Genomic DNA, 22,628 nt, shown 5'->3' on the forward strand with positions numbered 1-22,628 from the left:
TAAATGAAAAATTTTGATATCAACGAAGATCCGCACAGACGTTATAATCCGTTAATCAACGAATGGGTGCTGGTTTCTCCACACCGTTCGAAACGTCCTTGGCAAGGACAAAATGAAACAATATCTCCGGATGCCTTGCCGGAATATGACCCGACTTGTTATTTGTGTCCAGGGAATGTTAGAGCGAATGGAATGGTCAATGCGGATTATGAAAGTTCTTTTGTTTTTGAAAATGATTTTGCCGCTTTAAAGCAAGACGAAATTGCTTTTGAAGAGAACAAGAAAGAGACTTTTTTTAAAGCTACACCCGAAAGAGGAATTTCTCGTGTGGTGTGCTTTTCGCCAAAACATAATTTGACATTGCCAGAAATGCCGGCCGAAGCGATTGAAAACATCATTCGTACCTGGCAAAAAGAATATATGGATTTGGGTAATGTGGCGTACATCAACCACGTTCAGATTTTTGAAAATAAAGGAAGTGTGATGGGGTGCAGCAATCCGCATCCGCACGGACAAATTTGGGCCCAATCTTCTTTGCCCACCGAAGTGGAAAAAACGCAAAAAAATCTAAAAACGTATTTTGATAAACACAACACAACACTTTTTCAGGATTACTTACAAGAAGAAATGAAACTGGACGAGCGCATTGTTGTTGAGAATGATCATTTCGTGGTATTAGTCCCTTTTTGGGCGATTTGGCCCTACGAAACTATGATTGTCAGCAAACGAAATGTGAGTAAAATAACTGATTTCACGGAAACTGAAGTGACGGATTTTGCGGTTATTTTAAAGCAATTGACAACCAAATACGATAACCTTTTTGAAACTTCTTTTCCGTATTCATCCGGAATTCATCAGTCTCCAACAGACGGAGAATTGCATCCGGAATGGCATTTTCACATGCATTTTTATCCACCGTTATTGCGGTCTGCAACCGTAAAGAAATTTATGGTAGGGTATGAAATGATGGGTGAATCGCAAAGGGACATCACGGCGGAGAAAAGTGCAGCCGTTTTAAGAGCGCAATCAAATGTACATTATAAAAATAGATAACCATTAACCAATAACTAAATACATTTAACCAATGCAAACTTTAGCAATCCAAGATTATATTGTCTTTTTCTTCTATTTCATCCTGATTGTCAGTTATGGAATATGGATTTACAGAAAGAAAAAGAAAGAAGAAACGAGCAGTAAAGATTATTTCTTAGCAGAAGGATCGCTTACTTGGTGGGCCATAGGCGCATCATTAATTGCCAGTAATATTAGTGCGGAGCAATTTATAGGAATGAGTGGAAGTGGTTTTAAAATGGGACTGGCGATTGCTACGTATGAATGGATGGCAGCTTTTACCTTGATTATCGTTGCTATTTTCTTTATTCCGGTATACTTGAAAAATAAAATTTTCACCATGCCGCAATACCTGAATCAAAGGTATAACAGTAATGTTGCTATGATTATGGCTGTTTTTTGGTTGTTGTTGTATGTCTTGGTCAATCTTACTTCTATATTGTATTTGGGCGCTTTGGCGATAAGCAGCATTTCTGGTCTGGATATTACTTTGTGTATGATTTTCTTAGCGTTTTTTGCGGTGATGATTACGCTGGGCGGAATGAAAGTGATTGGGTATACGGATGTGATTCAAGTTTTCTTTTTGATCTTGGGTGGATTGGTTACTACTTATTTAGCATTGAATTTAGTTGCCGAAGAATTTGGTTCTACGGGAGTTATAAATGGGTTCAATTTGATGACGACTCATGCAAACGACCATTTTCACATGATTTTTGAAAAAACGAATCCTAATTATATGGATTTACCAGGATTGTCAGTTTTGATAGGAGGAATGTTAATCATCAATTTAAATTATTGGGGATGTAACCAATACATTACACAACGTGCGTTGGGGGCGGATTTAAAAACGGCGAGAAATGGAATTTTGTTTGCTGCTTTCTTGAAATTGCTAATGCCTATAATTGTTGTTTTGCCCGGAATAGCTGCTTTTGTATTGTATCAGAACGGGCATTTTGGCGCTGAAATGTTGCAAGATGGTACAGTAAATCCTGATCGTGCGTATCCGGTTTTGTTAAATTTGCTTCCTGTGGGCCTAAAAGGACTTTCATTTGCTGCTTTGACTGCGGCGATTGTAGCGTCATTGGCCGGAAAAGCGAATAGTATCGCTACTATTTTTACGTTGGATATTTACAAAACCAAATTGAATGTGCATGCCGATGAAAAGACATTAGTTAATGTGGGGAAGAAAGCAATTGTAGCGGCGATGTTAATTGCAGTTGTAGTAGCGCCTTTTCTTGGAATTGATAAAAAAGGAGGATTTCAATACATTCAGGAATATACAGGTTTTGTAAGTCCGGGCGTTTTCGCTATGTTTATTTTAGGATTCTTTTGGAAAAAAACAACTTCTAACGCGGCTTTGTTTGCAACAATTGGTGGATTTATGTTTTCTATTCTGTTTAAATTCATGCCGGCTTTTGTAGATTTATCGTTCCTTCATTCTTCCGGTTTTTCAGTTCCAAATGGGAATGGTGTCTATGAAATTCCTTTTATTGATCGCATGGGATTTGTTTTCTTAATTTGTGTCATCGGGATGTACAGCATCAGTATGTATGAAACAGCGCGAGGCGTTAAAACTAATGGTCTGGAAATTGATCGTACCATGTTTAAAATGTCACCAGGTTTTACCGTAGGCATGTTGATTGTTCTTTCGATTATTGCAGCGTTTTACACTATTTTTTGGTAGATAATGTTTTAGATTCAAAAAAAGCGATGCGTTCAATTTCTATTGAATTCATCGCTTTTTTGTTGTTTAAAAAAGTGTATTGAGGATCATAAAAACGATTCAAATCCATTAGTTATGAATCCATAAAAACTTCAATTAATCTTAAATAAAAAAGACATCTAATAAAAACATAGAAAAAAGAGCCAGATAGCCCAATTATTAGGTTGCTTCTCCAGTCCTTCTGTGGTATTGGGCCACATAGATTTGGTTTTCTCTAAAAAAAGTGACAGGCCTACCGGAATTACAAAATCGATATTTCTAGCCAGCACAGAGCGAAGTCGGAGTGAGGTTTAAAAATTAGACCTAATGGCTATAAGGACTTTTTTAATTTAGGACTGATTATTTCCCGAAGAAACGTTATATTTTTAGTTTAATTTTTCATGTCCATTTTTTTATTAGATGAGACAAAACTTTAAAGATGTATTAACCCAAAAATATAAGGCACAAAAAAAAGCCTTCGGAGTAACGAAAGCTTTTATAGTTGTTGAGGTCTTTTTAGTTAGTTACTAATGCATCTTGTTTCCAAATTTTTACGGAAGCAATTCTGCTGTTAGAATAGTCTACTTCGTTTAAATTATTGCCATTCCAAAAAAGCCATTTTCCAGTTTTTTCTCCATTTTCATAAATAGCAACAGATAGTTTATTACCATTTGTGTCGTACGCAGTCCAGATCCCTTCCAATTTTCCATTTTTAAAAAAGCCTTCTTGTTGTACTTTTCCATTTTCAAAGTAGTAAGTTGTTTTTACTAAATCACCTAGAGCTTCTAATTTTGGATTATTTTCTTGAGCGAATGCTATTCCTGAAAAAAGCAGTGCGGTTAATATTATATATTTTTTCATGGTTTTGGGTTTTTAAAATTCATATTGGCTTAACAAATATATAAATTATTTTACAATAAAAAAACTTTTACTTAACAATTTAGTAACATTAGAATAAAATTTAACATTTTAACGAAGTGCCTTGCGTTACTCATTACTAAAATTTCTTATTTCTCAATTCATTATTCATAATTAGTCCTAAATTTGCAGCCATGTCCAAAGGACAAAATAATCAAAAATTTAGAACATGTATAGAAGTCATAACTGTGGCGAGTTGAACGCCTCACACATTAACACCGAAGTTACACTTGCCGGTTGGGTGCAAAAATCACGTGATAAGGGATTTATGAACTGGGTTGATTTGCGCGACCGTTATGGAATTACGCAATTAATTTTTGACGAAGGTCGTTCGGATAAAACAGTTTTTGAAAGAGCTAAAACCCTTGGTCGTGAATTTGTGATTCAAGTAAAAGGTACTGTTATTGAGCGCGAAGCCAAAAATAATAATATCCCAACGGGAGCGATAGAAATTTTAGTAACGGAACTTACTATTTTGAATGCTTCTCTCACGCCTCCTTTTACTATTGAAGACGAAACAGATGGTGGCGAAGATATCCGAATGAAATACCGTTACCTTGATATCCGAAGAAATCCAGTGAAAAACAGTTTGATGTTTCGTCATAAAGTAGCGATGGAAGTGCGTAAATATCTTTCGGATTTGGATTTCTGTGAAGTAGAAACTCCTTATTTGATTAAGTCTACTCCAGAGGGAGCCAGAGATTTTGTGGTGCCTTCCAGAATGAATGAAGGGCAATTTTACGCATTGCCACAATCGCCGCAAACGTTCAAACAATTATTGATGGTGGGCGGAATGGATAAATATTTCCAAATCGTAAAATGTTTCCGAGATGAAGATTTGCGAGCAGACAGACAGCCGGAGTTTACACAAATTGATTGTGAAATGGCTTTTGTGGAACAAGAAGATATTTTGAATGTTTTCGAAGGACTGACCAGACATTTATTAAAAGAAATAAAAGGTATTGAAGTAGAAAAATTTCCAAGAATTACCTATGAATATGCTATGAAGACCTACGGAAATGACAAGCCGGACATTCGTTTCGGAATGGAGTTTGGGGAATTAAATGAAGTAGCACAACACAAAGAATTCCCAGTTTTTAATGCGGCGGAATTTGTGGTTGGAATTGCAGTTCCGGGAGTTGGGAGCTATACCCGCAAAGAAATTGATGGATTAATTGACTGGGTGAAGCGTCCTCAAGTGGGTGCATCCGGAATGGTGTATGTAAAATGCAATGAAGATGGAACCTATAAATCATCTGTTGACAAATTTTACGATCAAGACGATTTAGCACAGTGGGCAAAAATCACCGGAGCAAAACCCGGAGATATGATTTTTGTGCTTTCTGGTCCTACTGATAAAACGCGAACGCAGTTAAGTGCGTTGCGTATGGAACTCGCCACTCGTTTAGGGTTGCGAAATCCAGCTGAATTTGCTCCGTTGTGGGTGGTTGATTTTCCTTTATTAGAGTTTGACGAGGAAAGTGGCCGTTACCATGCCATGCATCATCCTTTTACATCTCCTAAGCCGGAAGATATGCACTTACTGGAAACCGATCCAGGGAAAGTTCGTGCCAATGCGTATGATATGGTTTTGAATGGAAATGAAATTGGTGGTGGTTCAATACGTATCCATGATAAAGCGACACAGGAATTAATGTTCAAATATTTAGGCTTCACAGCGGAAGATGCAAAAGCGCAATTTGGATTCCTGATGGATGCATTTCAGTTTGGCGCACCGCCACACGGAGGATTGGCTTTTGGATTGGACCGTTTAGTAGCCATTCTTGGCGGACAGGAAACCATTAGAGACTTTATTGCCTTTCCAAAAAATAATTCGGGCAGGGATGTTATGATTGATGCTCCGTCTAAAATTGACGAATCACAGTTAAAAGAGCTGCATATAAAGTTAGCGTAATTGTAGTTTGTCGATAAAATTCGTTAGAAAACGTTGAATGTCAATATTTTTGCAAAATAAAAACACAACATCGTATTTCGTATTATATTAAATATTACATTTGCTCCATTATAAATTATTATTACTATTACAATGCGTACAGGTACAGTTAAATTTTTCAATGAATCTAAAGGTTACGGATTCATTACAGACGAAGAAACAGGAAAAGACATTTTTGTTCATGCATCAGGAATCAACGCGGAAGAATTACGCGAAGGGGATAGAGTTAGCTATGAAGAAGAAGAAGGAAGAAAAGGAAAAGTTGCTGCGAAAGTAGCAGTGATCTAAGCATAAAAATTAATTTTTTTGCCTACGAATGTTTAAAACGTTCCGATATTTATCGGAACGTTTTTTTTTTGCACCAAAGCGTAGTATTCAAAAAGACTACTGATATTTGACTTTGTTAAACCCTTGGGATGTTAAACACATCACAAGATAAATATTTTTTGTTATTTATAATTAATAAAAATTGTAAATTTACATCGATATAGTAGCCATGTATTTTTAAGTTTTCATTGCTATTTAATAATTTGAAGGGTATCTTTGTCATTTATATTTATTTAAAAAAACCACAACCATGCAATCCGATCAATTAAGTTATATCCCAATTTTAATGCAGTTAGTTTTAGCGGTGGGATTTGTTGTAGGCACCATAATAATTTCTGGTAAATTAGGGCCTAAAAGATCTTCAGAAGCGAAAGATAAAAACTTTGAATGCGGTGTTGAATCGGTAGGAAATGCCAGAATTCCATTTTCTGTTAAATATTTTCTAGTAGCCATATTGTTTGTTTTGTTTGATGTGGAGGTAATTTTTCTGTATCCCTGGGCAGTCAATTTCAAAGAATTAGGAATGGAAGGAATGGTAAAGATGGTGATTTTTATGTCTTTGCTTTTGATAGGGTTTTTCTATATCATCAAAAAGAAAGCGTTAGAGTGGGAATAAAAATTTATTTTTAAATGCTGAATTTTAAATTTTAAATGGTTTCATTATAATTTACAATTCAAAATTTGTAATTCAAAATAATAAAAGATGAGTGATTCTAAAATAAATATGGTAGCGCCACCCGAAGGAGTTGTAGGAGAAGGTTTCTTCGCTACAAAACTGAATGATGTTGTGGGTATGGCTCGTGCTAATTCATTATGGCCATTACCTTTTGCAACCTCTTGTTGCGGTATAGAGTTTATGGCAACAATGGCTTCGCATTATGATTTGGCTCGATTTGGCTCAGAGCGAGTGAGTTTCTCTCCGCGCCAGGCCGATATGTTAATGGTAATGGGAACGATTTCAAAAAAAATGGCCCCTATTTTACGTCAGGTATATGAGCAAATGGCAGAGCCTCGTTGGGTAATAGCCGTTGGTGCTTGCGCTTCCTCTGGAGGGATTTTTGACACCTATTCTGTTTTGCAGGGAATTGATAAAGTGATACCGGTCGATGTCTATGTTCCGGGTTGTCCGCCAAGACCGGAGCAAATTGTTGACGGAGTTATGAAATTACAAGAGTTGGTTCGAACTGAATCCGTAAGAAGAAGAAGTTCCCCGGAATACCAAGAATTATTAGCTTCGTATAATATCAAATAAAAGAATGGCGCTAGAAACGATACAAATCCAAGAGAAATTAGTTGAGACATTTGATTCAGCTGTTTTTGAATTCAATCAAGAGAGAGATATATTTTCATTTGAAGTTACTGCGGACAAAATTACTGCGGTGATTCTTTTTTTAAAAAATGATCCCATATTGCGTTTTCATTTTTTAACTGATCTGTGTGGAATTCATTACCCAGATAATGATGTAGAACATCAATTTGCGGTAGTATATCATTTACACAATTGGTACGAAAACAAAAGAATTAAAATCAAAGTGTTTATCAATGGTGAAACCCCTGAAATAAAATCGATATCAAGTATTTTCCTAAGTTCAAACTGGATGGAAAGAGAAACGTATGATTTTTATGGGATAAACTTTATTGGTCATCCGCAATTGAAACGTATCTTGAATATGGACGAAATGATTTCTTTTCCAATGCGAAAGGAATTCCCAATGGAAGACAGCGGAAGAACGGATAAAGATGACCGTTTCTTTGGTAGAACAACCGACAATTATTAAAAAAAACAATTATAATTTTTCACATTAAATAAATGTCAGAACTATTATTATCCCCAGAGCATCGCTATGCTAAAAGAATTGCAGCGCAGTTAAATGAAGATGGAAGCGAGCTTTCTATATTGAATTTAGGGCCTACGCATCCTGCGACTCACGGTATTTTTCAAAATATCCTGTTGATGGATGGAGAGCGAATTCTGGAGGCGGAACCAACCATTGGTTACATCCACAGAGCTTTTGAAAAAATCGCTGAAAACAGACCTTTTTACCAAATCACTCCCCTCACGGACAGAATGAATTATTGTTCGTCGCCTATCAATAACATGGGTTGGTGGATGACATTAGAAAAATTATTAGATATTGAAGTTCCTAAAAGAGCACAATATTTAAGAGTTATCGTAATGGAGTTGGCGAGAATTACGGATCACATTATTTGTAATTCAATCCTTGGTGTCGATACCGGCGCCTATACCGGTTTTTTGTATGTTTTCCAATTTAGAGAAAAAGTATACGAAATATACGAAGAAATTTGCGGGGCTCGTTTGACTACCAATATGGGAAGAATTGGTGGTTTCGAAAGAGATTGGTCACCAGAAGCCTTTAGAAAATTAGATGTTTTTTTAGCTGATTTTCCAGCCGCTTGGAAAGAATTTGAAAACTTATTCGAAAGAAATAGAATTTTTATTGACAGAACTGTAAATGTTGGCGCTATATCGGCTGAGCAAGCTATGGCATACGGATTTACCGGTCCTAACTTACGGGCTACCGGTGTTGATTACGATATTCGTGTTGCGCAACCCTATTCTTCTTACGAAGATTTTGATTTTATTGTTCCGGTGGGAAAATCAGGCGATACATATGATCGTTTCTGTGTTCGTAACGCTGAAGTTTGGGAAAGTTTGAGTATTATTCGTCAGGCATTGGAAAAAATGCCAGAAGGCAACGAGTTCCATGCGGATGTCCCGGATTATTACCTTCCGCCTAAAGAGGATGTGTACAACAATATGGAATCCTTAATTTACCATTTCAAAATTGTAATGGGTGAAGTTCCGGTTCCGGTTGCTGAGGTGTATCACCCGGTAGAAGGAGGTAATGGAGAACTTGGTTTTTACTTGGTTACTGATGGAAGTCGGACGCCGTACAGATTGCATTTTCGCAGACCTTGTTTTATCTATTACCAAGCCTATCCAGAAATGATAAAAGGAGCCTTGCTTTCAGATGCAATTGTTATTTTATCAAGTTTAAATGTTATTGCCGGAGAATTAGACGCTTAATGAAATTATAAAAGATGAATTATAAATTTTGAATAAAAGTTAAAAAACATTAAAAATTTAGCATTCAAAATTTGAAATAATAAAAAATGGAACGTACGTATCACAAACAAGAAATAAATATGACTGAAGTCTTGATGTCTCGCATCAATGAATTGATTAGTCATTATCCTGAAAACAAAAGAAAATCGGCGTTATTGCCTATTTTGCATGAAGTTCAAGACGCTCATGAGAATTGGTTGAGTATTGAATTAATGAATAAAGTGGCCGAAATTCTTTTGATTAAACCAATTGAAGTGTACGAAGTAGTGTCGTTTTATACGATGTACAACCAAAGACCAATTGGAAAATACATGTTCGAATTTTGCCAAACCTCTCCTTGTTGTTTGAACGGAGTCGAGGATTTAATGGATTACACTTGTGAAAAATTAGGTGTAAAAGTAGGTGAAACTACTCAAGATGGTCTTTTTGAAGTAAGAGGCGTGGAATGTTTAGGAGCTTGTGGTTACGCTCCAATGATGCAATTAGGAGACTTTTATAAAGAACATTTGACGGTGGCAAAAATCGACCAGTTAATTGAAGATTGCAAAAATGATACAATAGTTTTACACGATACATAATATGTCACAAAAAATATTATTAGATAAAATAAATATTCCGGGGATTAAAACTTACGAAGTGTACCGTCAGAATGGTGGATATGCTTCAGTAGAAAAAGCCATCAAAACATTAACGCCAGACGAGGTTGTCGAAGAAGTGAAAACTTCCGGATTGCGAGGTCGCGGTGGGGCAGGTTTTCCCGCAGGAATGAAGTGGAGTTTCATTGATAAAAAATCAGGAAAACCAAGGCATTTAGTTTGTAATGCAGATGAATCAGAACCAGGAACTTTTAAGGATCGTTATTTGATGGAATTTATTCCTCATTTGTTGATTGAAGGAATGATCACTTCCAGTTATGCTTTGGGTGCAAACCTATCCTACATCTACATTCGTGGAGAATATATGTGGGTTTATAAAATATTAGAAAGAGCCATTAACGAAGCAAAAGCCGCTGGATTTTTGGGTAAAAATATATTAGGTTCAGGCTATGATTTAGAACTATATGTTCATTGCGGTGCCGGAGCTTACATCTGTGGGGAAGAAACTGCATTGATAGAATCGTTGGAAGGAAAAAGAGGAAATCCTCGAATCAAACCACCATTCCCTGCTATTTCAGGACTTTGGGCTAATCCAACAGTAGTTAATAATGTAGAAACAATTGCCGCAGTGCCATGGATTGTTAATAATTCAGGTGCGGAATATGCTAAAATTGGTATTGGTCGTTCTACAGGAACCAAATTAATTTCGGCTTCAGGGCATATTAAAAACCCAGGAGTTTATGAAATTGAATTGGGTTTAAGTGTTTATGAATTCATGAATTCTGATGAATATTTAGGCGGAATGAGCTCTGACAGACCTTTAAAAGCATTTGTACCGGGAGGAAGTTCTGTTCCCGTTTTACCAGCGCATTTGATTTATAAAACTGCCGCCGGTGAAGATCGTTTAATGTCCTACGAATCGTTAAGTGACGGTGGATTTGCAACAGGTTCTATGTTAGGATCAGGTGGATTTATCGTTTATAATGATACGTCTTGCATCGTTCGTAATACTTGGAATTTCTCTCGTTTTTACCACCATGAAAGTTGTGGACAATGTTCCCCTTGTCGTGAAGGAACAGGCTGGATGGAAAAAGTATTGCACCGAATAGAAAATGGTCACGGTCGTGAAGAAGATATCGATTTGTTGTTGAGCATTCAAAGCAAAATTGAAGGTAATACAATTTGTCCATTGGGTGATGCGGCAGCTTGGCCAGTGGCAGCGGCGATTCGGCACTTTAGAGACGAGTTTGAATACCACATTCGTTTCCCGGAAAAAATAAAACATAGAGATCATTTTGTTGCGGAACCTTTTGAAAAAGTAAAGCATTTAGTTTCTAAAGAAATGATTTAAGAGTAAGGATTAACGTTTTTTGATTTCAGAATTAAGATACTCCGTAGGAGTTAAATATTGGTAGATAATGAAAGTAACCATAGACGGTCAAAGCATAGAAGTAGAACCAGGAACAACAATCCTGCAGGCAGCACGTATGATAGGTGGAGAGGTAGTTCCGCCAGCGATGTGCTATTATTCTAAACTAAAAGGAAGCGGCGGAAAATGCCGTTGTTGTTTAGTGGAAGTGGCAAAAGGAAGTGAAGCTGATCCAAGACCAATGCCAAAATTAATGGCATCTTGTGTAACGGGCTGTATGGACGGAATGGAAGTGAACAGTAAATCTTCGCCAAGAGTAACCGAAGCCAGAAAATCAGTAACGGAGTTTTTATTGATCAATCACCCATTAGATTGTCCGGTTTGTGACCAGGCAGGAGAATGTGATTTGCAAAATTTAAGCTTTGAGCACGGAAAGTCAGAAACGCGTTTTATCGAAGAAAAAAGAACATTTGAGCCCGAAAATATAGGACCAAATATTCAATTACACATGAACCGTTGTATTCTTTGTTACCGCTGTGTGATGGTGGCTGATCAATTGACAGACGATCGTGTGCACGGAGTAATGGATAGAGGAGATCATTCTAATATATCAACGTGTATCTCAAAAGCGGTTGACAATGAATTCTCTGGAAATATGATTGATGTTTGTCCGGTAGGCGCTTTAACAGATAAAACATTTAGATTTAAATCGAGAGTCTGGTTCAGCAAACCTTATAATGCACACAGAGATTGCCCAACTTGTTCTGGAAAAACTACCGTTTGGATGTTTGGTGACGAAATTCAACGCGTTACAGGAAGAAAAGATGAGTACCATGAAGTAGATGAATTTATTTGTAATGGGTGTCGTTTTGATCACAAAGATGTTGCGGATTGGATTATTGAAGGACCGAGAGCCTTTGAAAAAGATTCTGTGATCAATCAAAATAAATACAATAGAAAATTACAAAAAGTGGAAATCGCTACCGAAGAGAATATTCTTTTAGGAAGAGAGAAAGACCGCAAGAAAATAAGCATGGTAGAGTTTCCATTGACTGAAGAAGATATTACGAATCAAAAAAGCTTAGGTAATAATGGATAGTACACTTATCATTGATAAAAGCGTCATTATTGTAGTAGTTTTTGCTATAACAATGCTTATGGCGATGTATTCTACTTGGGCAGAACGTAAAGTTGCCGCATGGCTTCAAGATAGAGTTGGTCCTAACAGAGCGGGACCTATGGGATTGTTTCAACCACTTGCTGATGGTTTGAAATTGTTTTCGAAAGAAGAATTTGAACCCAATACGCCAAACCGGGTGTTGTTTTTTGCAGGTCCGGCCATTGCAATGAGTACGGCCTTAATGACTAGTGCTGTTATTCCTTGGGGCGATCGTTTTCATTTGTTTGGCAGGGATATCTTGCTGCAAGCAGCTGATATTGACATAGCATTATTATACTTTTTTGGAGTTGTTTCTGTAGGTGTTTATGGAATTATGATTGGAGGTTGGGCCTCAAACAATAAATTTTCATTGATTGGTGCGGTTCGTGCTGCCTCTCAAATGGTTTCTTATGAAGTGGCAATGGGGCTTTCAATTATCGCTCTATTGATGATGACCGGGACGTTGAGTTTGAGAGAAATTTCAGCACAGCAGTCTGGAATGAGTTGGAATGTTTTTTACCAACCTTTATCTTTTTTGATTTTCTTGGTGTGTGCTTTTGCGGAGACCAACAGAACGCCATTTGATTTGCCAGAATGTGAAACCGAATTAATTGGAGGGTATCATACGGAATATTCGTCGATGAAAATGGGTTTCTATTTGTTCTCTGAATATGCAAATATGTTTATTTCATCTACTATTTTGGCGGTTTTATTCTTTGGCGGCTATAATTATCCTGGGATGAGTTGGGTGGTTGAAAATTGGGGAATCAATATTGCCAATGTTATAGGTATTGGAGTTCTTTTTATAAAAATATGTGGATTCATTTTCTTTTATATGTGGGTACGATGGACTATTCCAAGATTTAGATACGATCAATTGATGCATTTGGGTTGGAGAATATTAATTCCACTGTCTATCATCAATATAGTGATTACGGGTATTGTAATTTTGAGAAGCGATATTGCGGCTTATTTAGGATTTTAATGTCTACTCTTAAAATAAAATTAATTAGCATTAAATTTAATACATAGATCTCAAAATCACTAGCCCTGATAGTAGCGGCATCCTTTTATTTTTTTCTTTAAAAAATAAAAGATACAGCGAATAGCAGGATTAAGCTTCAAATAAAATAAGTAGAAAGGATTAAAATTGAGTGTTCGATTGCTTCGTTCCTCGAAATGACTAAAAAATGAGTATAGAAAACATATCCTTATCGGGAAGGAAAAAAGTAGTCTCTAATAAAGAGATGACTTTTTGGGAAAGAATGTACCTGGTTGCGATTGTCAAAGGCTTGATAATTACGATTCAGCATTTGTTCACCAGAAAAGTAACGATTCAGTATCCGGAGCAAGTGCGTGAAATGAGTCCTGTGTATCGGGGGCAGCACATGTTAAAGCGAGATGAGGAAGGTCGTGAAAACTGTACAGCATGTGGTTTGTGTGCGTTGTCTTGTCCTGCAGAGGCCATCACGATGAAGGCTGAAGAACGCAGAGAGGATGAAAAACATTTGTATCGAGAAGAAAAATATGCCTCGATATATGAAATCAATATGTTGCGTTGTATATTTTGTGGATTGTGTGAAGAGGCTTGTCCTAAAGACGCCATTTACCTGACGACTTCTAAAGTATTGGTTCCTTCAAGTTATGAACGAGAAGATTTCATTTTTGGAAAAGACAGATTGGTCATGCCATTAGATATCGCAATGAAAAATGCTCAACTTAAAAACGCGAACTAAATGTCTACAATACTTATAATTTTTTGTGTATTGGCTGCTATCACATTAGCAACCGCCTTTTTGACAATTTTCAGCAAAAATCCGATTCACAGTGCTATTTATTTAGTGGTGTGTTTCTTTTCGATTGCGGGTCATTATCTATTATTGAATTCTCAATTTTTAGCCATAGTACATGTCATCGTGTATTCTGGAGCGATTATGATTTTGTTTTTGTTCACGATCATGTTGATGAATCTGAACGAAGAAAAAGAAGTCCACAAACCAAGAATAACAAGATTAGGAGCAATTGTTTCTTTTTGTTTGATATGTTTGATTTTGATTGCTATTTTTATCAACTCAAAACCTATTGTTGGCGAATATGTAACCACTGGCGAAGATTATCAATCTATAAAAGTACTGGGTAAAGTGTTGCTCAACGAATATATGGTGCCTTTTGAATTTGCCTCTATATTGCTTTTGGTCGCTATGATTGGTACTGTTTTATTGTCTAAAAAAGAAAAATTGCAAAAATAAAATGAACAATATTTTAAACCACATTGGTATTGAAAATTATATATTCCTAAGCGTGATACTTTTTTGTATTGGCGTTTTTGGGGTGTTGTACAGACGAAATGCCATAATCGTATTTATGTCAATTGAAATTATGCTGAATGCAGTAAACTTATTGTTTGTAGCATTTTCGACGTATCATCAAGATGCGCAAGGACAAGTTTTTGTGTTCTTCTCGATGGCTGTTGCTGCGGCAGAAGTTGCGGTAGGATTGGCAATTCTGGTTTCTATTTTTAGAAATTTAGGTTCAATTACCATCGATAATTTAAAAAACCTAAAAGGATAAATGGAAATGAATACCAATATAGCTTTAGTTTTAGTTCTTGCTCCTTTTTTAGGATTTTTAATTAATGTTTTCTTTGGCAAAAGCCTTGGAAAATCACTTTCTGGAATAATCGGAACACTTTCTGTTGTTGTCTCTTTTATTGCGACTGCTTATTTCTTCGGTGGAATTGCAGCGCAACCAGAAGGCATTCGAATTGCTCTTTTTGACTGGATCCAAATCAGTACTTTCAAAGTCGATTTTGGATTTCAATTGGACCAACTGTCCATTTTATGGTTGCTTTTTGTGACCGGAATTGGATCTTTGATTCATTTGTATTCGATCAGTTATATGCATGAGGATGAAAATATGCATACCTTTTTTGCGTATTTGAATCTGTTTATATTTTTCATGATTCTTTTAGTAATAGGAAGTAACTTATTAGTGATGTTCATCGGTTGGGAAGGCGTAGGTCTTTGTTCGTATTTGTTAATTGGTTTTTGGCATAAAAACCAAGAATTTAATGACGCTGCAAAGAAAGCATTCATCATGAACCGTATTGGGGATTTAGGGTTGTTAGTTGGAATTTTCATTCTGGGTAATTTATTCTCGACTTTAGATTACGCTACTTTAAAAACTGCTATTGCCGGTGCAACGGATCTTGATATGTATTGGCTTTCTGTTGCTGCTTTCGCGTTATTCATTGGTGCTTGTGGTAAATCAGCACAAATTCCATTGTATACGTGGTTACCGGACGCGATGGCGGGACCAACACCGGTTTCGGCACTGATACACGCGGCGACGATGGTAACAGCAGGGATTTTTATGATTACCAGATTGAATTTCTTATTTGATTTGACTCCGGATGTACAATCGATTATTGCTATTGTTGGAGCGGTTACTGCTCTGGTTGCTGCAACCATTGGACTGCTGCAAAATGATATTAAGAAAGTCTTGGCGTATTCTACTGTTTCTCAACTGGGATTAATGTTTTTGGCTTTGGGATTGGGCGCCTATGAAGTGGCTGTTTTCCATGTAATCACGCACGCTTTCTTTAAAGCTTGTTTGTTCTTGGGTTCCGGTTCTGTAATTCATGCTTTGCACGGTGAACAAGACATGCGCAAGATGGGTGGATTGAAAAAAGCAATGCCAATTACTTTTGCAACAATGCTTATTGCTTCATTAGCGATTTCAGGAGTTCCATTATTCTCCGGTTTTTTCTCTAAAGACGAAATATTATTAGTGGCTTTCCATAATAACATTCCGTTATGGATTGTGGCTTCGGTTGCCTCTATAATGACTGCTTTTTATATGTTCCGTTTAATGTTTTTAACGTTCTTCCAAGAATTCAGAGGAACAGCAGAACAAAAGCACCATTTGCACGAAAGTCCAGCTTTGATTACCATTCCTTTGATTGTTTTGGCAATATTGGCTACTATAGGTGGTATGATCAGTTTGCCTGGAAATAGTTGGTTGAATGAATATTTGACTCCTATTGTACCTAAATTAGCCACGGCAGAACACCATTTAGGAACTACTGAATACATCTTGATGGTTATTGCTGTTGTGGGTGGATTGGTTGGAATTGGTATTGCTTACGCTAAATACATCAAACAAAACGAGGTTCCTACAGAGGATGCAGCCATTACAGGATTTTCTAAAGTTCTTTACAATAAATATTATGTGGACGAATTTTATGATGCTATTTTTGTTAAACCAATTAACTTTTTGTCTCGTTTTTTCAGAGACACAATAGAAACGGGTGTAACAGCTTTTGTTTTTGGTATTGGAAAAGTAGCAAACGAAATAAGTTTTCAAGGAAAGAAAGTCCAAAACGGAAGTATCGGTCTTTATCTCTTTGCCTTTGTTTTAGGACTTTGTGCTATTGTTTCGTATTTGTTTTTAGCAGAATAACCGAATTTATACACAAGTTTTCATAATACTAAAATTATAATTTTAAAATAAATTTTCTTTTAAAAATCTGGTTCGAAGGATGTTTAAAAAACAATAAATAATTACAAATGAATGTATCTCTAATATTAATTATACTTTTGGTCGGTACGTTTGCAACGTATCTTGCAGGCGATAAGCTAGCTTCAAAAGTAGCTTTGTTCTTTGGGTTAGCTGCTGCAGGCGCTTCAATTGTATTATTAAATCACTATAATTTAGGTGAAAACATCAGTTTCATCAACCAGTGGATTACGCAACCTAATATTTCTTTCGCTCTAAAAGCAGATGGATTGTCAATGGCGATGCTTTTATTGACTACGGTTTTGACTCCAATAATTATATTCTCTTCTTTTGGAAATCAATACGAAAATTCAAAATCTTTTTATGCGTTAATCTTGTTCATGTCATTTGCAATGGCAGGAACATTCTTAGCATCAGACGGTTTGTTGTATTATGTTTTTTGGGAATTATCATTGATTCCAATTTACTTCATCGCTTTAATTTGGGGTAACGGAGACGTAGAAGAACGCAAAAAAGCAGTAGTTAAATTCTTTATCTACACCTTAGCAGGTTCTTTATTTATGTTAGTGGCTTTTGTTTATATGTATCAAAAAGCGGGAAGTCTTTTATTAGAAGATTTATACAAATTGAACCTAACAGCAACTGAACAATTGTGGATATTCTTAGCTTTCTTCTTGGCGTATGCCATTAAGATTCCATTAATTCCTTTTCATACTTGGCAGGCAAATGTGTATCAGAAAGCACCAACCGTTGGTACGATGCTTTTGTCAGGGATCATGCTAAAAATGGGATTGTATAGCGTTATTCGTTGGCAATTGCCTTTGACACCTCTGGCAGCTAAGGAATACATGTATATTTTCATCGGACTTGGACTTGCAGGGGTGATTTACGGGTCTATCGTTGCATTGAAACAAAAAGATTTGAAGAAATTATTAGCGTATTCTTCTTTGGCTCACGTTGGATTAATAGCAGCCGGAACGTACACGTTGACATTAGACGGATTGCGTGGTGCTGTTTTACAAATGATTGCACACGGATTTGTAGTTGTTGGGTTGTTTTATGTAGCTGAAATTATTTTTAGAAGATATGAAACTAGAGCAATTGCTGAAATGGGAGGCATTCGTTCACAGACACCAAAATTTACATCAATGTTTTTAATCTTGGTTTTAGCCTCTGTTGCTTTGCCAACTACTTTTAATTTCATTGGAGAATTCACCGTTTTATACAGTCTTTCACAAATCAACATTTGGTTTGCTATTTTAGGAGGAACAACCATAATATTAGGAGCGTATTATATGTTGAAAATGTTTCAACATGCCATGTTGGGCGAAACTAATTCAAAACCTTTTGCGGATGTAACGTTCAATGAAGGAATAACTTTGGTACTAATAATTGGTGTTTTATTCTTTTTTGGGATGTATCCAAAGCCAATTACTGATTTGATTACCCCAAGTCTGGAAGAAATTTTAACTCAAATAAACCGAATTAACTAAGTCAAATAAAAAAATGAATACATTAATAGCTATAATAGGATTAGGTGTTTTATGCCTTTTATTTGAAATCTTTAATTTAAGAAGAGCCATTGTTCCAATAATGATTATTGGATTATTGGGAGTGCTGGGTTTAACTATATCTGAATATAATTCAACGGAAAGTTACTATAGCAACATGATTGTTGTGAGTAAATTTTCAACTACTTTTTCGTCTTTGTTTATTGTGCTAACCATTTTCTTGGTAGCTTTAGGACATAATTTTTACGAAAATCACCAATCTAAAATCTCGGATTATATTGCCATAAAAATATTTTTATTAGCAGGGGCAGTGGCAATGGTTTCTTTTGGAAACTTAGCGATGTTCTTTTTAGGAATCGAAGTGTTGTCCATTGCACTTTACATTCTTGCTGCAAGTGACCGTTTGAGTTTGAAAAGTAACGAAGCGGGAATGAAATATTTTTTAATGGGATCTTTTGCCTCTGGAATCATTCTTTTTGGGATCTGTTTAATTTATGGTGCCATGGGAAGTTTTGACGTTACTGAAATCAGTGAATTGTCGCAATCAGCGGAATTGCCAGTTTGGTTTCCAATAGGAATTGTGTTGGTTACCATAGGGATGTTGTTTAAAGTGGCGGCAGTTCCATTTCATTTCTGGGCACCTGATGTTTACGAAGGTTCTCCAGCGTTGACCACTGCATTAATGAGTACTTTGGCAAAAGTAGTTGCTATGGCTAGTTTGTACAAATTACTATCAGTAATGAATGCGGATGTTTCTGAGTCATTCAAAATGGTAGTCGTTGTGATTTCGATGGCTTCGATGACCGTTGGTAATATTATGGCATTGAGACAAACAAACGTGAAACGTATGTTGGCTTTTTCTGGCGTTTCTCATGCCGGTTTTATGTTGATGACTTTGTTGAGTTTGTCTACATCAGCTGGAAGTTTGTTGTATTATGCCTCAGCGTATTCTTTATCTGGAATCGCTGCTTTTTGTGTGATTTTATACGTTTGTAAAAATAGAGACAACGAAGATGTTGTAAATTTCCACGGATTAGGAAAAACCAACCCTTTATTAGCGGCCATTCTTACGGCAGCTTTACTTTCTATGGCAGGTATTCCTATTTTTGCGGGTTTCTTTGCTAAGTTGGTTTTGTTCAATCAAACGATTCAAGCGGGTTATTTGACTTTAGTGATCGTAGCAGTGATCAATTCGATTATAAGCGTTGGGTACTACTTCAAATTGATTTTGGCGATGTACACTAAAGAACCAAACGAGGAACGAAAAGGAACGCCGGTTGTTATTTATGCGGTTGCCATTGTAGCAATTGTGTTGAATATCGCATTAGGGTTGTTTCCATCCTTAGTGTTGGATTTGTTGGCATAAATTAAATCTGTATATTAAAAAAAATCCTGATGACTTAGCTATCAGAATTTTTTTGTCATGTGTTTTTGCAATGAATTGTGTGCTCAATCTAATGGAACGGTATTGTCTTTTTTCAAAATAGATGGTCATAATTTCTGGATCTGTTAAATCTGGCTTATCGTTGTTACTGAATCGCTCACAAGTATATTTTAAATCTTTTCTAATTTTTCACAAATTGTCGAATAAATTTGCACTAATTTTAATGCTTTAGTCTGAATAATCGTATGTTTAAAAGCACTTCGAGAATTCCGTAAGTCGCTTATTTTTATACTTTAATAAGATATATAGAAGGTGTTTCTGTTTTTTTTAATCGATTTGTAATACTGATTCTTAACACTTGTTTCGCATTAGAATTGAAATAATAAAATCTGGGACTCTCCAAAAGCTGGAGACGATACCGAAGAATCTAAACTGACTATGAGTTTACTTTTTAAATCCAAACGCTTTTAGAAATGAAGGCGTTTTTTTTATGTTTATCTTTACTCGAAATTAAAAGGCAATGCTCAAAATTGGACATCGTGGTGCTAAAGGATACGAACCGGAAAACACTCTTGTTTCGTTTCAAAAAGCAATAGACCTACATGTGGACGGTATTGAACTCGACGTGCATTTGAGTGCTGATGAAGAATTAATTGTTATTCACGATGAAACCATTGACCGTACGACCAATGGAAAAGGTTTTGTAAAAGTTTTATCTTTGCAAGAATTAAAGGCATTTCGAATAAATGGAAAGCACCAAATCCCTACGCTACAAGAGGTTTTTGATTTGGTAAACCAAGGCTGCCTGATCAATATTGAACTCAAAAGCTACGAAGCAACAGACAAAGTAGTCTCACTCATTGAAAAACATGTTGCTAAAAAAGGTTGGAAATATGATCGTTTTTTAATTTCCAGTTTTGATTGGAATGCGTTGCAGCAAGTGGCGTTTTTAAATGATAAAATTTCAATTGGCGTTTTAACGGAAACTGATTTAGACTTGGCTTTGGCTTTCGCCAAATTCATTCAGGCAAAATCCATCCATCCGCATTTTCATTTATTGACAAAAGAAAACACGGCGCAAATGCAAGAAAAAGGATTGCAGGTTTTTCCTTGGACTATCAATGAATTAGAAGATATTGAAAAAATAAAAACATTCAACGTAAACGGAATCATAACCGATTTCCCAAATAGAATATGAATCAGAATTTTGATATAATAATAGTAGGCGGTGGCGCAGCAGGTTTTTTTACAGCGATAAATATTGTAGAAAAAAATCCAAAACTGAAAGTCGCCATTCTGGAGCGCGGTGCAGAGGTATTGCAAAAAGTTCGCATTTCCGGCGGCGGAAGATGCAACGTGACGCACGCTTGTTTTGAGCCAAATGAATTGGTGAAGTTTTATCCGCGCGGCGAAAAAGAATTACGAGGTCCTTTTCATCAGTTTTGTTCTGGTGATACGATTGAATGGTTTGAGAAACATGGTGTAGAATTAAAAATAGAAGGAGACGGACGCATGTTCCCGGTTTCGAATTCTTCACAAACAATTATTAATTGTTTTCTAACTGCCACACAAAAACTGGGTATTGCAGTACTTACAGGACAAAGTGTACAATCAATTTTCAAGAAAGAGAATGAATGGAAAATCGAAACCCAAACTGAAAATTATCTTGCCGAAAAACTGATTCTAGCTACTGGGAGTAATCCTAAAGTATGGGAAATGTTACAGAATTTTGGTCATGCAGTTGTCAGCCCGGTTCCTTCCTTATTCACTTTTAATATCAAAGATTTCAGAATAAAAGAATTACCCGGAGTTGCGGCGCAAGTAACCGTAAAGGTAAAAGACACCAAACTTACATCAACAGGTCCGTTGTTAATTACCCATTGGGGAATGAGTGGCCCGGCAATTTTGAAGCTCTCCGCTTGGGGCGCCCGCATCTTGCATGATAAAAATTATCAGTTCAATATTTTCGTGAATTGGTTGAACGATGCTGACAAAGAAGATGTCGAGAAAAAGCTAAAAGACTTAAAACAGGAACACGCGAAAAAATCAGTTTCCAAGAAATCTCCTTTCGAATTAACCAATAGATTATGGGAAAGTTTGGTGTTCGCTTCCGGAATTGAAGCGGAGACGAAATGGGCCGATTTGTCTAAAATTCAATTGACGAATCTTGCGAATCAATTAACGAATGGCACTTTTCAAGTGAATGGAAAAAGCACCTTTAAAGAAGAATTTGTGACGGCAGGCGGAATTGATTTAAAGGAAATTAACTTCAAAACTATGGAAAGCAAACTACACGAAAACCTATATTTTGCTGGTGAAATTGTTAATATTGATGCCATTACTGGAGGATTCAACTTTCAGAATGCGTGGACGAGTGGGTTTATTGTGGCGAGTGCTATATAATAAATCAACGCTTTAACAGTGTGGAAGCCTAAAAGGTTAAAAAACTATCCTCTATTCAGCCACCAGATACTTCCATTCAAAACCGCTGCAAAACTTACCCAAGCCAAATACGGAATGAATAAATAGCCCGCAATTTTATTGATTTTTGAAAACTGAAGGTACGTTTCAAAGATCATCAACCACAATACAATAATTTCTAATCCGGCTAACATCGGGTTGTGTAATCCAAAGAATAAATACGACCACAAAGCATTCAGTGCTAATTGAATCGCAAAGAAAATCAACGCTTTTTTTACTAGTTCTTTTTCTACTTCTATTCGGTCCCAAACTAATCCAGCCGCAACACCCATCATCACATATAGCATACTCCAGACTGGTGCAAAGATCCAATTGGGCGGATTAAAACTTGGTTTTATTAAGGTTGGATACCAAGTGGTAATGGCAGAACGAGTAACCGTACCAGAGAAATAACCAATCGCAAGACACGTAACAACAACAGCTAATATTCGGGTGATTTTATTCATTTTTATATTTTTCTAATGTGAGCCAAATTTACTCAAATCTTTGTAACGATTAACCAACTAAACGAATAAACAAATAACCCAAAAAAAGTATCTTTGCATAAATT

At 36.3% G+C, this 22,628-nt stretch carries 22 protein-coding genes; 20 read left to right on the plus strand and 2 right to left on the minus strand.

The window, feature by feature from the left end:
• Positions 1 to 3 precede the first annotated feature (3 nt).
• Positions 4 to 1,053: a galactose-1-phosphate uridylyltransferase gene (galT, locus tag EKL95_RS14325; RefSeq protein ID WP_126561267.1), complete on the plus strand. Its 1,050-nt coding sequence runs from the start codon at positions 4 to 6 to the stop codon at positions 1,051 to 1,053.
• Positions 1,054 to 1,084: 31 nt separating this feature from the next.
• Positions 1,085 to 2,755, plus strand: coding sequence for a sodium/sugar symporter (locus tag EKL95_RS14330; protein ID WP_126458206.1), 1,671 nt, complete (start codon positions 1,085 to 1,087; stop codon positions 2,753 to 2,755).
• Between the two features lie 534 nt (positions 2,756 to 3,289).
• On the opposite strand, the gene EKL95_RS14335 is transcribed toward EKL95_RS14330, so the two are convergent.
• Positions 3,290 to 3,634 carry a toxin-antitoxin system YwqK family antitoxin gene (locus EKL95_RS14335; protein ID WP_126561266.1) on the minus strand — a complete coding sequence of 115 codons (345 nt, stop codon included), beginning with the start codon at positions 3,632 to 3,634 and terminating at the stop codon, positions 3,290 to 3,292.
• 226 nt (positions 3,635 to 3,860) lie between these two features.
• On the opposite strand from EKL95_RS14335, the gene aspS reads away from it, so the two are divergent.
• From aspS to EKL95_RS14425, 18 genes are all read left to right on the plus strand, one after another.
• Positions 3,861 to 5,606: an aspartate--tRNA ligase gene (gene aspS / locus EKL95_RS14340; protein ID WP_126458214.1), complete on the plus strand. Its 1,746-nt coding sequence runs from the start codon at positions 3,861 to 3,863 to the stop codon at positions 5,604 to 5,606.
• Between the two features lie 132 nt (positions 5,607 to 5,738).
• Positions 5,739 to 5,933, plus strand: coding sequence for a cold-shock protein (locus EKL95_RS14345; protein WP_007137066.1), 195 nt, complete (start codon positions 5,739 to 5,741; stop codon positions 5,931 to 5,933).
• A gap of 289 nt (positions 5,934 to 6,222) precedes the next feature.
• Entirely contained in the window at positions 6,223 to 6,588 is a 366-nt protein-coding gene (locus EKL95_RS14350; protein ID WP_126458217.1) for an NADH-quinone oxidoreductase subunit A, read from the plus strand.
• Positions 6,589 to 6,675: 87 nt separating this feature from the next.
• The gene (locus tag EKL95_RS14355) at positions 6,676 to 7,224 is read left to right on the plus strand and encodes an NADH-quinone oxidoreductase subunit B (protein ID WP_113664545.1); all 549 of its coding nucleotides are present in this window, start codon (positions 6,676 to 6,678) and stop codon (positions 7,222 to 7,224) included.
• 4 nt (positions 7,225 to 7,228) lie between these two features.
• A complete protein-coding gene (locus tag EKL95_RS14360; protein WP_126458220.1) occupies positions 7,229 to 7,750 on the plus strand; it encodes an NADH-quinone oxidoreductase subunit C in 522 nt (173 codons plus the stop codon).
• A 32-nt stretch (positions 7,751 to 7,782) separates the two neighbouring features.
• A complete protein-coding gene (locus EKL95_RS14365) occupies positions 7,783 to 9,021 on the plus strand; it encodes an NADH-quinone oxidoreductase subunit D (RefSeq protein ID WP_126453972.1) in 1,239 nt (412 codons plus the stop codon).
• An 86-nt stretch (positions 9,022 to 9,107) separates the two neighbouring features.
• On the plus strand, positions 9,108 to 9,638 hold the full coding sequence (locus EKL95_RS14370) for a complex I 24 kDa subunit family protein (RefSeq protein ID WP_126515160.1): 531 nt from the start codon (positions 9,108 to 9,110) through the stop codon (positions 9,636 to 9,638).
• Between the two features lies 1 nt (position 9,639).
• Complete coding sequence (gene nuoF, locus EKL95_RS14375) at positions 9,640 to 11,007, plus strand: NADH-quinone oxidoreductase subunit NuoF (RefSeq protein WP_126553081.1); 1,368 nt, start codon at positions 9,640 to 9,642, stop codon at positions 11,005 to 11,007.
• Between the two features lie 67 nt (positions 11,008 to 11,074).
• Positions 11,075 to 12,124, plus strand: a complete 1,050-nt coding sequence (locus EKL95_RS14380; protein WP_126453964.1) for a 2Fe-2S iron-sulfur cluster-binding protein — start codon at positions 11,075 to 11,077, stop codon at positions 12,122 to 12,124.
• Positions 12,117 to 13,169: an NADH-quinone oxidoreductase subunit NuoH gene (nuoH, locus tag EKL95_RS14385; RefSeq protein WP_126453962.1), complete on the plus strand. Its 1,053-nt coding sequence runs from the start codon at positions 12,117 to 12,119 to the stop codon at positions 13,167 to 13,169. Before EKL95_RS14380 ends, nuoH begins: the two co-directional genes overlap by 8 nt.
• 205 nt (positions 13,170 to 13,374) lie before the next feature.
• Positions 13,375 to 13,920: a NuoI/complex I 23 kDa subunit family protein gene (locus EKL95_RS14390; RefSeq protein ID WP_126458232.1), complete on the plus strand. Its 546-nt coding sequence runs from the start codon at positions 13,375 to 13,377 to the stop codon at positions 13,918 to 13,920.
• On the plus strand, positions 13,921 to 14,433 hold the full coding sequence (locus EKL95_RS14395; RefSeq protein WP_126453958.1) for an NADH-quinone oxidoreductase subunit J: 513 nt from the start codon (positions 13,921 to 13,923) through the stop codon (positions 14,431 to 14,433). It abuts the gene before it with no gap.
• A gap of 1 nt (position 14,434) precedes the next feature.
• Entirely contained in the window at positions 14,435 to 14,755 is a 321-nt protein-coding gene (gene nuoK, locus EKL95_RS14400) for an NADH-quinone oxidoreductase subunit NuoK (RefSeq protein WP_066079401.1), read from the plus strand.
• Between the two features lie 6 nt (positions 14,756 to 14,761).
• Complete coding sequence (nuoL, locus tag EKL95_RS14405) at positions 14,762 to 16,645, plus strand: NADH-quinone oxidoreductase subunit L (protein ID WP_126564497.1); 1,884 nt, start codon at positions 14,762 to 14,764, stop codon at positions 16,643 to 16,645.
• Positions 16,646 to 16,752: 107 nt separating this feature from the next.
• Positions 16,753 to 18,195 (plus strand): NuoM family protein, encoded by a 1,443-nt coding sequence (locus EKL95_RS14410; RefSeq protein ID WP_126553087.1) that lies wholly within the window; start codon positions 16,753 to 16,755, stop codon positions 18,193 to 18,195.
• A gap of 13 nt (positions 18,196 to 18,208) precedes the next feature.
• Positions 18,209 to 19,579, plus strand: coding sequence for an NADH-quinone oxidoreductase subunit N (locus tag EKL95_RS14415; RefSeq protein WP_126458241.1), 1,371 nt, complete (start codon positions 18,209 to 18,211; stop codon positions 19,577 to 19,579).
• Positions 19,580 to 20,117: 538 nt separating this feature from the next.
• Positions 20,118 to 20,795, plus strand: coding sequence for a glycerophosphodiester phosphodiesterase (locus EKL95_RS14420; protein ID WP_126564498.1), 678 nt, complete (start codon positions 20,118 to 20,120; stop codon positions 20,793 to 20,795).
• Positions 20,792 to 22,000 (plus strand): NAD(P)/FAD-dependent oxidoreductase, encoded by a 1,209-nt coding sequence (locus EKL95_RS14425; protein ID WP_126564499.1) that lies wholly within the window; start codon positions 20,792 to 20,794, stop codon positions 21,998 to 22,000. The genes EKL95_RS14420 and EKL95_RS14425 overlap by 4 nt, the downstream gene beginning before the upstream one ends.
• Before the next feature lie 44 nt (positions 22,001 to 22,044).
• Here EKL95_RS14425 and EKL95_RS14430 read toward each other — a convergent pair whose 3' ends face one another.
• Positions 22,045 to 22,524 carry a TspO/MBR family protein gene (locus EKL95_RS14430; RefSeq protein ID WP_126564500.1) on the minus strand — a complete coding sequence of 160 codons (480 nt, stop codon included), beginning with the start codon at positions 22,522 to 22,524 and terminating at the stop codon, positions 22,045 to 22,047.
• Positions 22,525 to 22,628 lie beyond the last annotated feature (104 nt).

The sequence above is a fragment of the Flavobacterium sp. LB2P53 genome (assembly GCF_003970305.1).
Classification (GTDB): Bacteria; Bacteroidota; Bacteroidia; order Flavobacteriales; family Flavobacteriaceae; genus Flavobacterium.

Bases quoted from the DNA above. Each gene is read 5' to 3' on its own strand.
- galT (WP_126561267.1), top strand. From the start codon at position 4: ATGAAAAATTTTGATATCAACGAAGATCCGCACAGACGTTATAATCCG.
- EKL95_RS14330 (WP_126458206.1), top strand. From the start codon at position 1,085: ATGCAAACTTTAGCAATCCAAGATTATATTGTCTTTTTCTTCTATTTC.
- EKL95_RS14335 (WP_126561266.1), bottom strand. From the start codon at position 3,634: ATGAAAAAATATATAATATTAACCGCACTGCTTTTTTCAGGAATAGCA.
- aspS (WP_126458214.1), top strand. From the start codon at position 3,861: ATGTATAGAAGTCATAACTGTGGCGAGTTGAACGCCTCACACATTAAC.
- EKL95_RS14345 (WP_007137066.1), top strand. From the start codon at position 5,739: ATGCGTACAGGTACAGTTAAATTTTTCAATGAATCTAAAGGTTACGGA.
- EKL95_RS14350 (WP_126458217.1), top strand. From the start codon at position 6,223: ATGCAATCCGATCAATTAAGTTATATCCCAATTTTAATGCAGTTAGTT.
- EKL95_RS14355 (WP_113664545.1), top strand. From the start codon at position 6,676: ATGAGTGATTCTAAAATAAATATGGTAGCGCCACCCGAAGGAGTTGTA.
- EKL95_RS14360 (WP_126458220.1), top strand. From the start codon at position 7,229: ATGGCGCTAGAAACGATACAAATCCAAGAGAAATTAGTTGAGACATTT.
- EKL95_RS14365 (WP_126453972.1), top strand. From the start codon at position 7,783: ATGTCAGAACTATTATTATCCCCAGAGCATCGCTATGCTAAAAGAATT.
- EKL95_RS14370 (WP_126515160.1), top strand. From the start codon at position 9,108: ATGGAACGTACGTATCACAAACAAGAAATAAATATGACTGAAGTCTTG.
- nuoF (WP_126553081.1), top strand. From the start codon at position 9,640: ATGTCACAAAAAATATTATTAGATAAAATAAATATTCCGGGGATTAAA.
- EKL95_RS14380 (WP_126453964.1), top strand. From the start codon at position 11,075: ATGAAAGTAACCATAGACGGTCAAAGCATAGAAGTAGAACCAGGAACA.
- nuoH (WP_126453962.1), top strand. From the start codon at position 12,117: ATGGATAGTACACTTATCATTGATAAAAGCGTCATTATTGTAGTAGTT.
- EKL95_RS14390 (WP_126458232.1), top strand. From the start codon at position 13,375: ATGAGTATAGAAAACATATCCTTATCGGGAAGGAAAAAAGTAGTCTCT.
- EKL95_RS14395 (WP_126453958.1), top strand. From the start codon at position 13,921: ATGTCTACAATACTTATAATTTTTTGTGTATTGGCTGCTATCACATTA.
- nuoK (WP_066079401.1), top strand. From the start codon at position 14,435: ATGAACAATATTTTAAACCACATTGGTATTGAAAATTATATATTCCTA.
- nuoL (WP_126564497.1), top strand. From the start codon at position 14,762: ATGAATACCAATATAGCTTTAGTTTTAGTTCTTGCTCCTTTTTTAGGA.
- EKL95_RS14410 (WP_126553087.1), top strand. From the start codon at position 16,753: ATGAATGTATCTCTAATATTAATTATACTTTTGGTCGGTACGTTTGCA.
- EKL95_RS14415 (WP_126458241.1), top strand. From the start codon at position 18,209: ATGAATACATTAATAGCTATAATAGGATTAGGTGTTTTATGCCTTTTA.
- EKL95_RS14420 (WP_126564498.1), top strand. From the start codon at position 20,118: ATGCTCAAAATTGGACATCGTGGTGCTAAAGGATACGAACCGGAAAAC.
- EKL95_RS14425 (WP_126564499.1), top strand. From the start codon at position 20,792: ATGAATCAGAATTTTGATATAATAATAGTAGGCGGTGGCGCAGCAGGT.
- EKL95_RS14430 (WP_126564500.1), bottom strand. From the start codon at position 22,524: ATGAATAAAATCACCCGAATATTAGCTGTTGTTGTTACGTGTCTTGCG.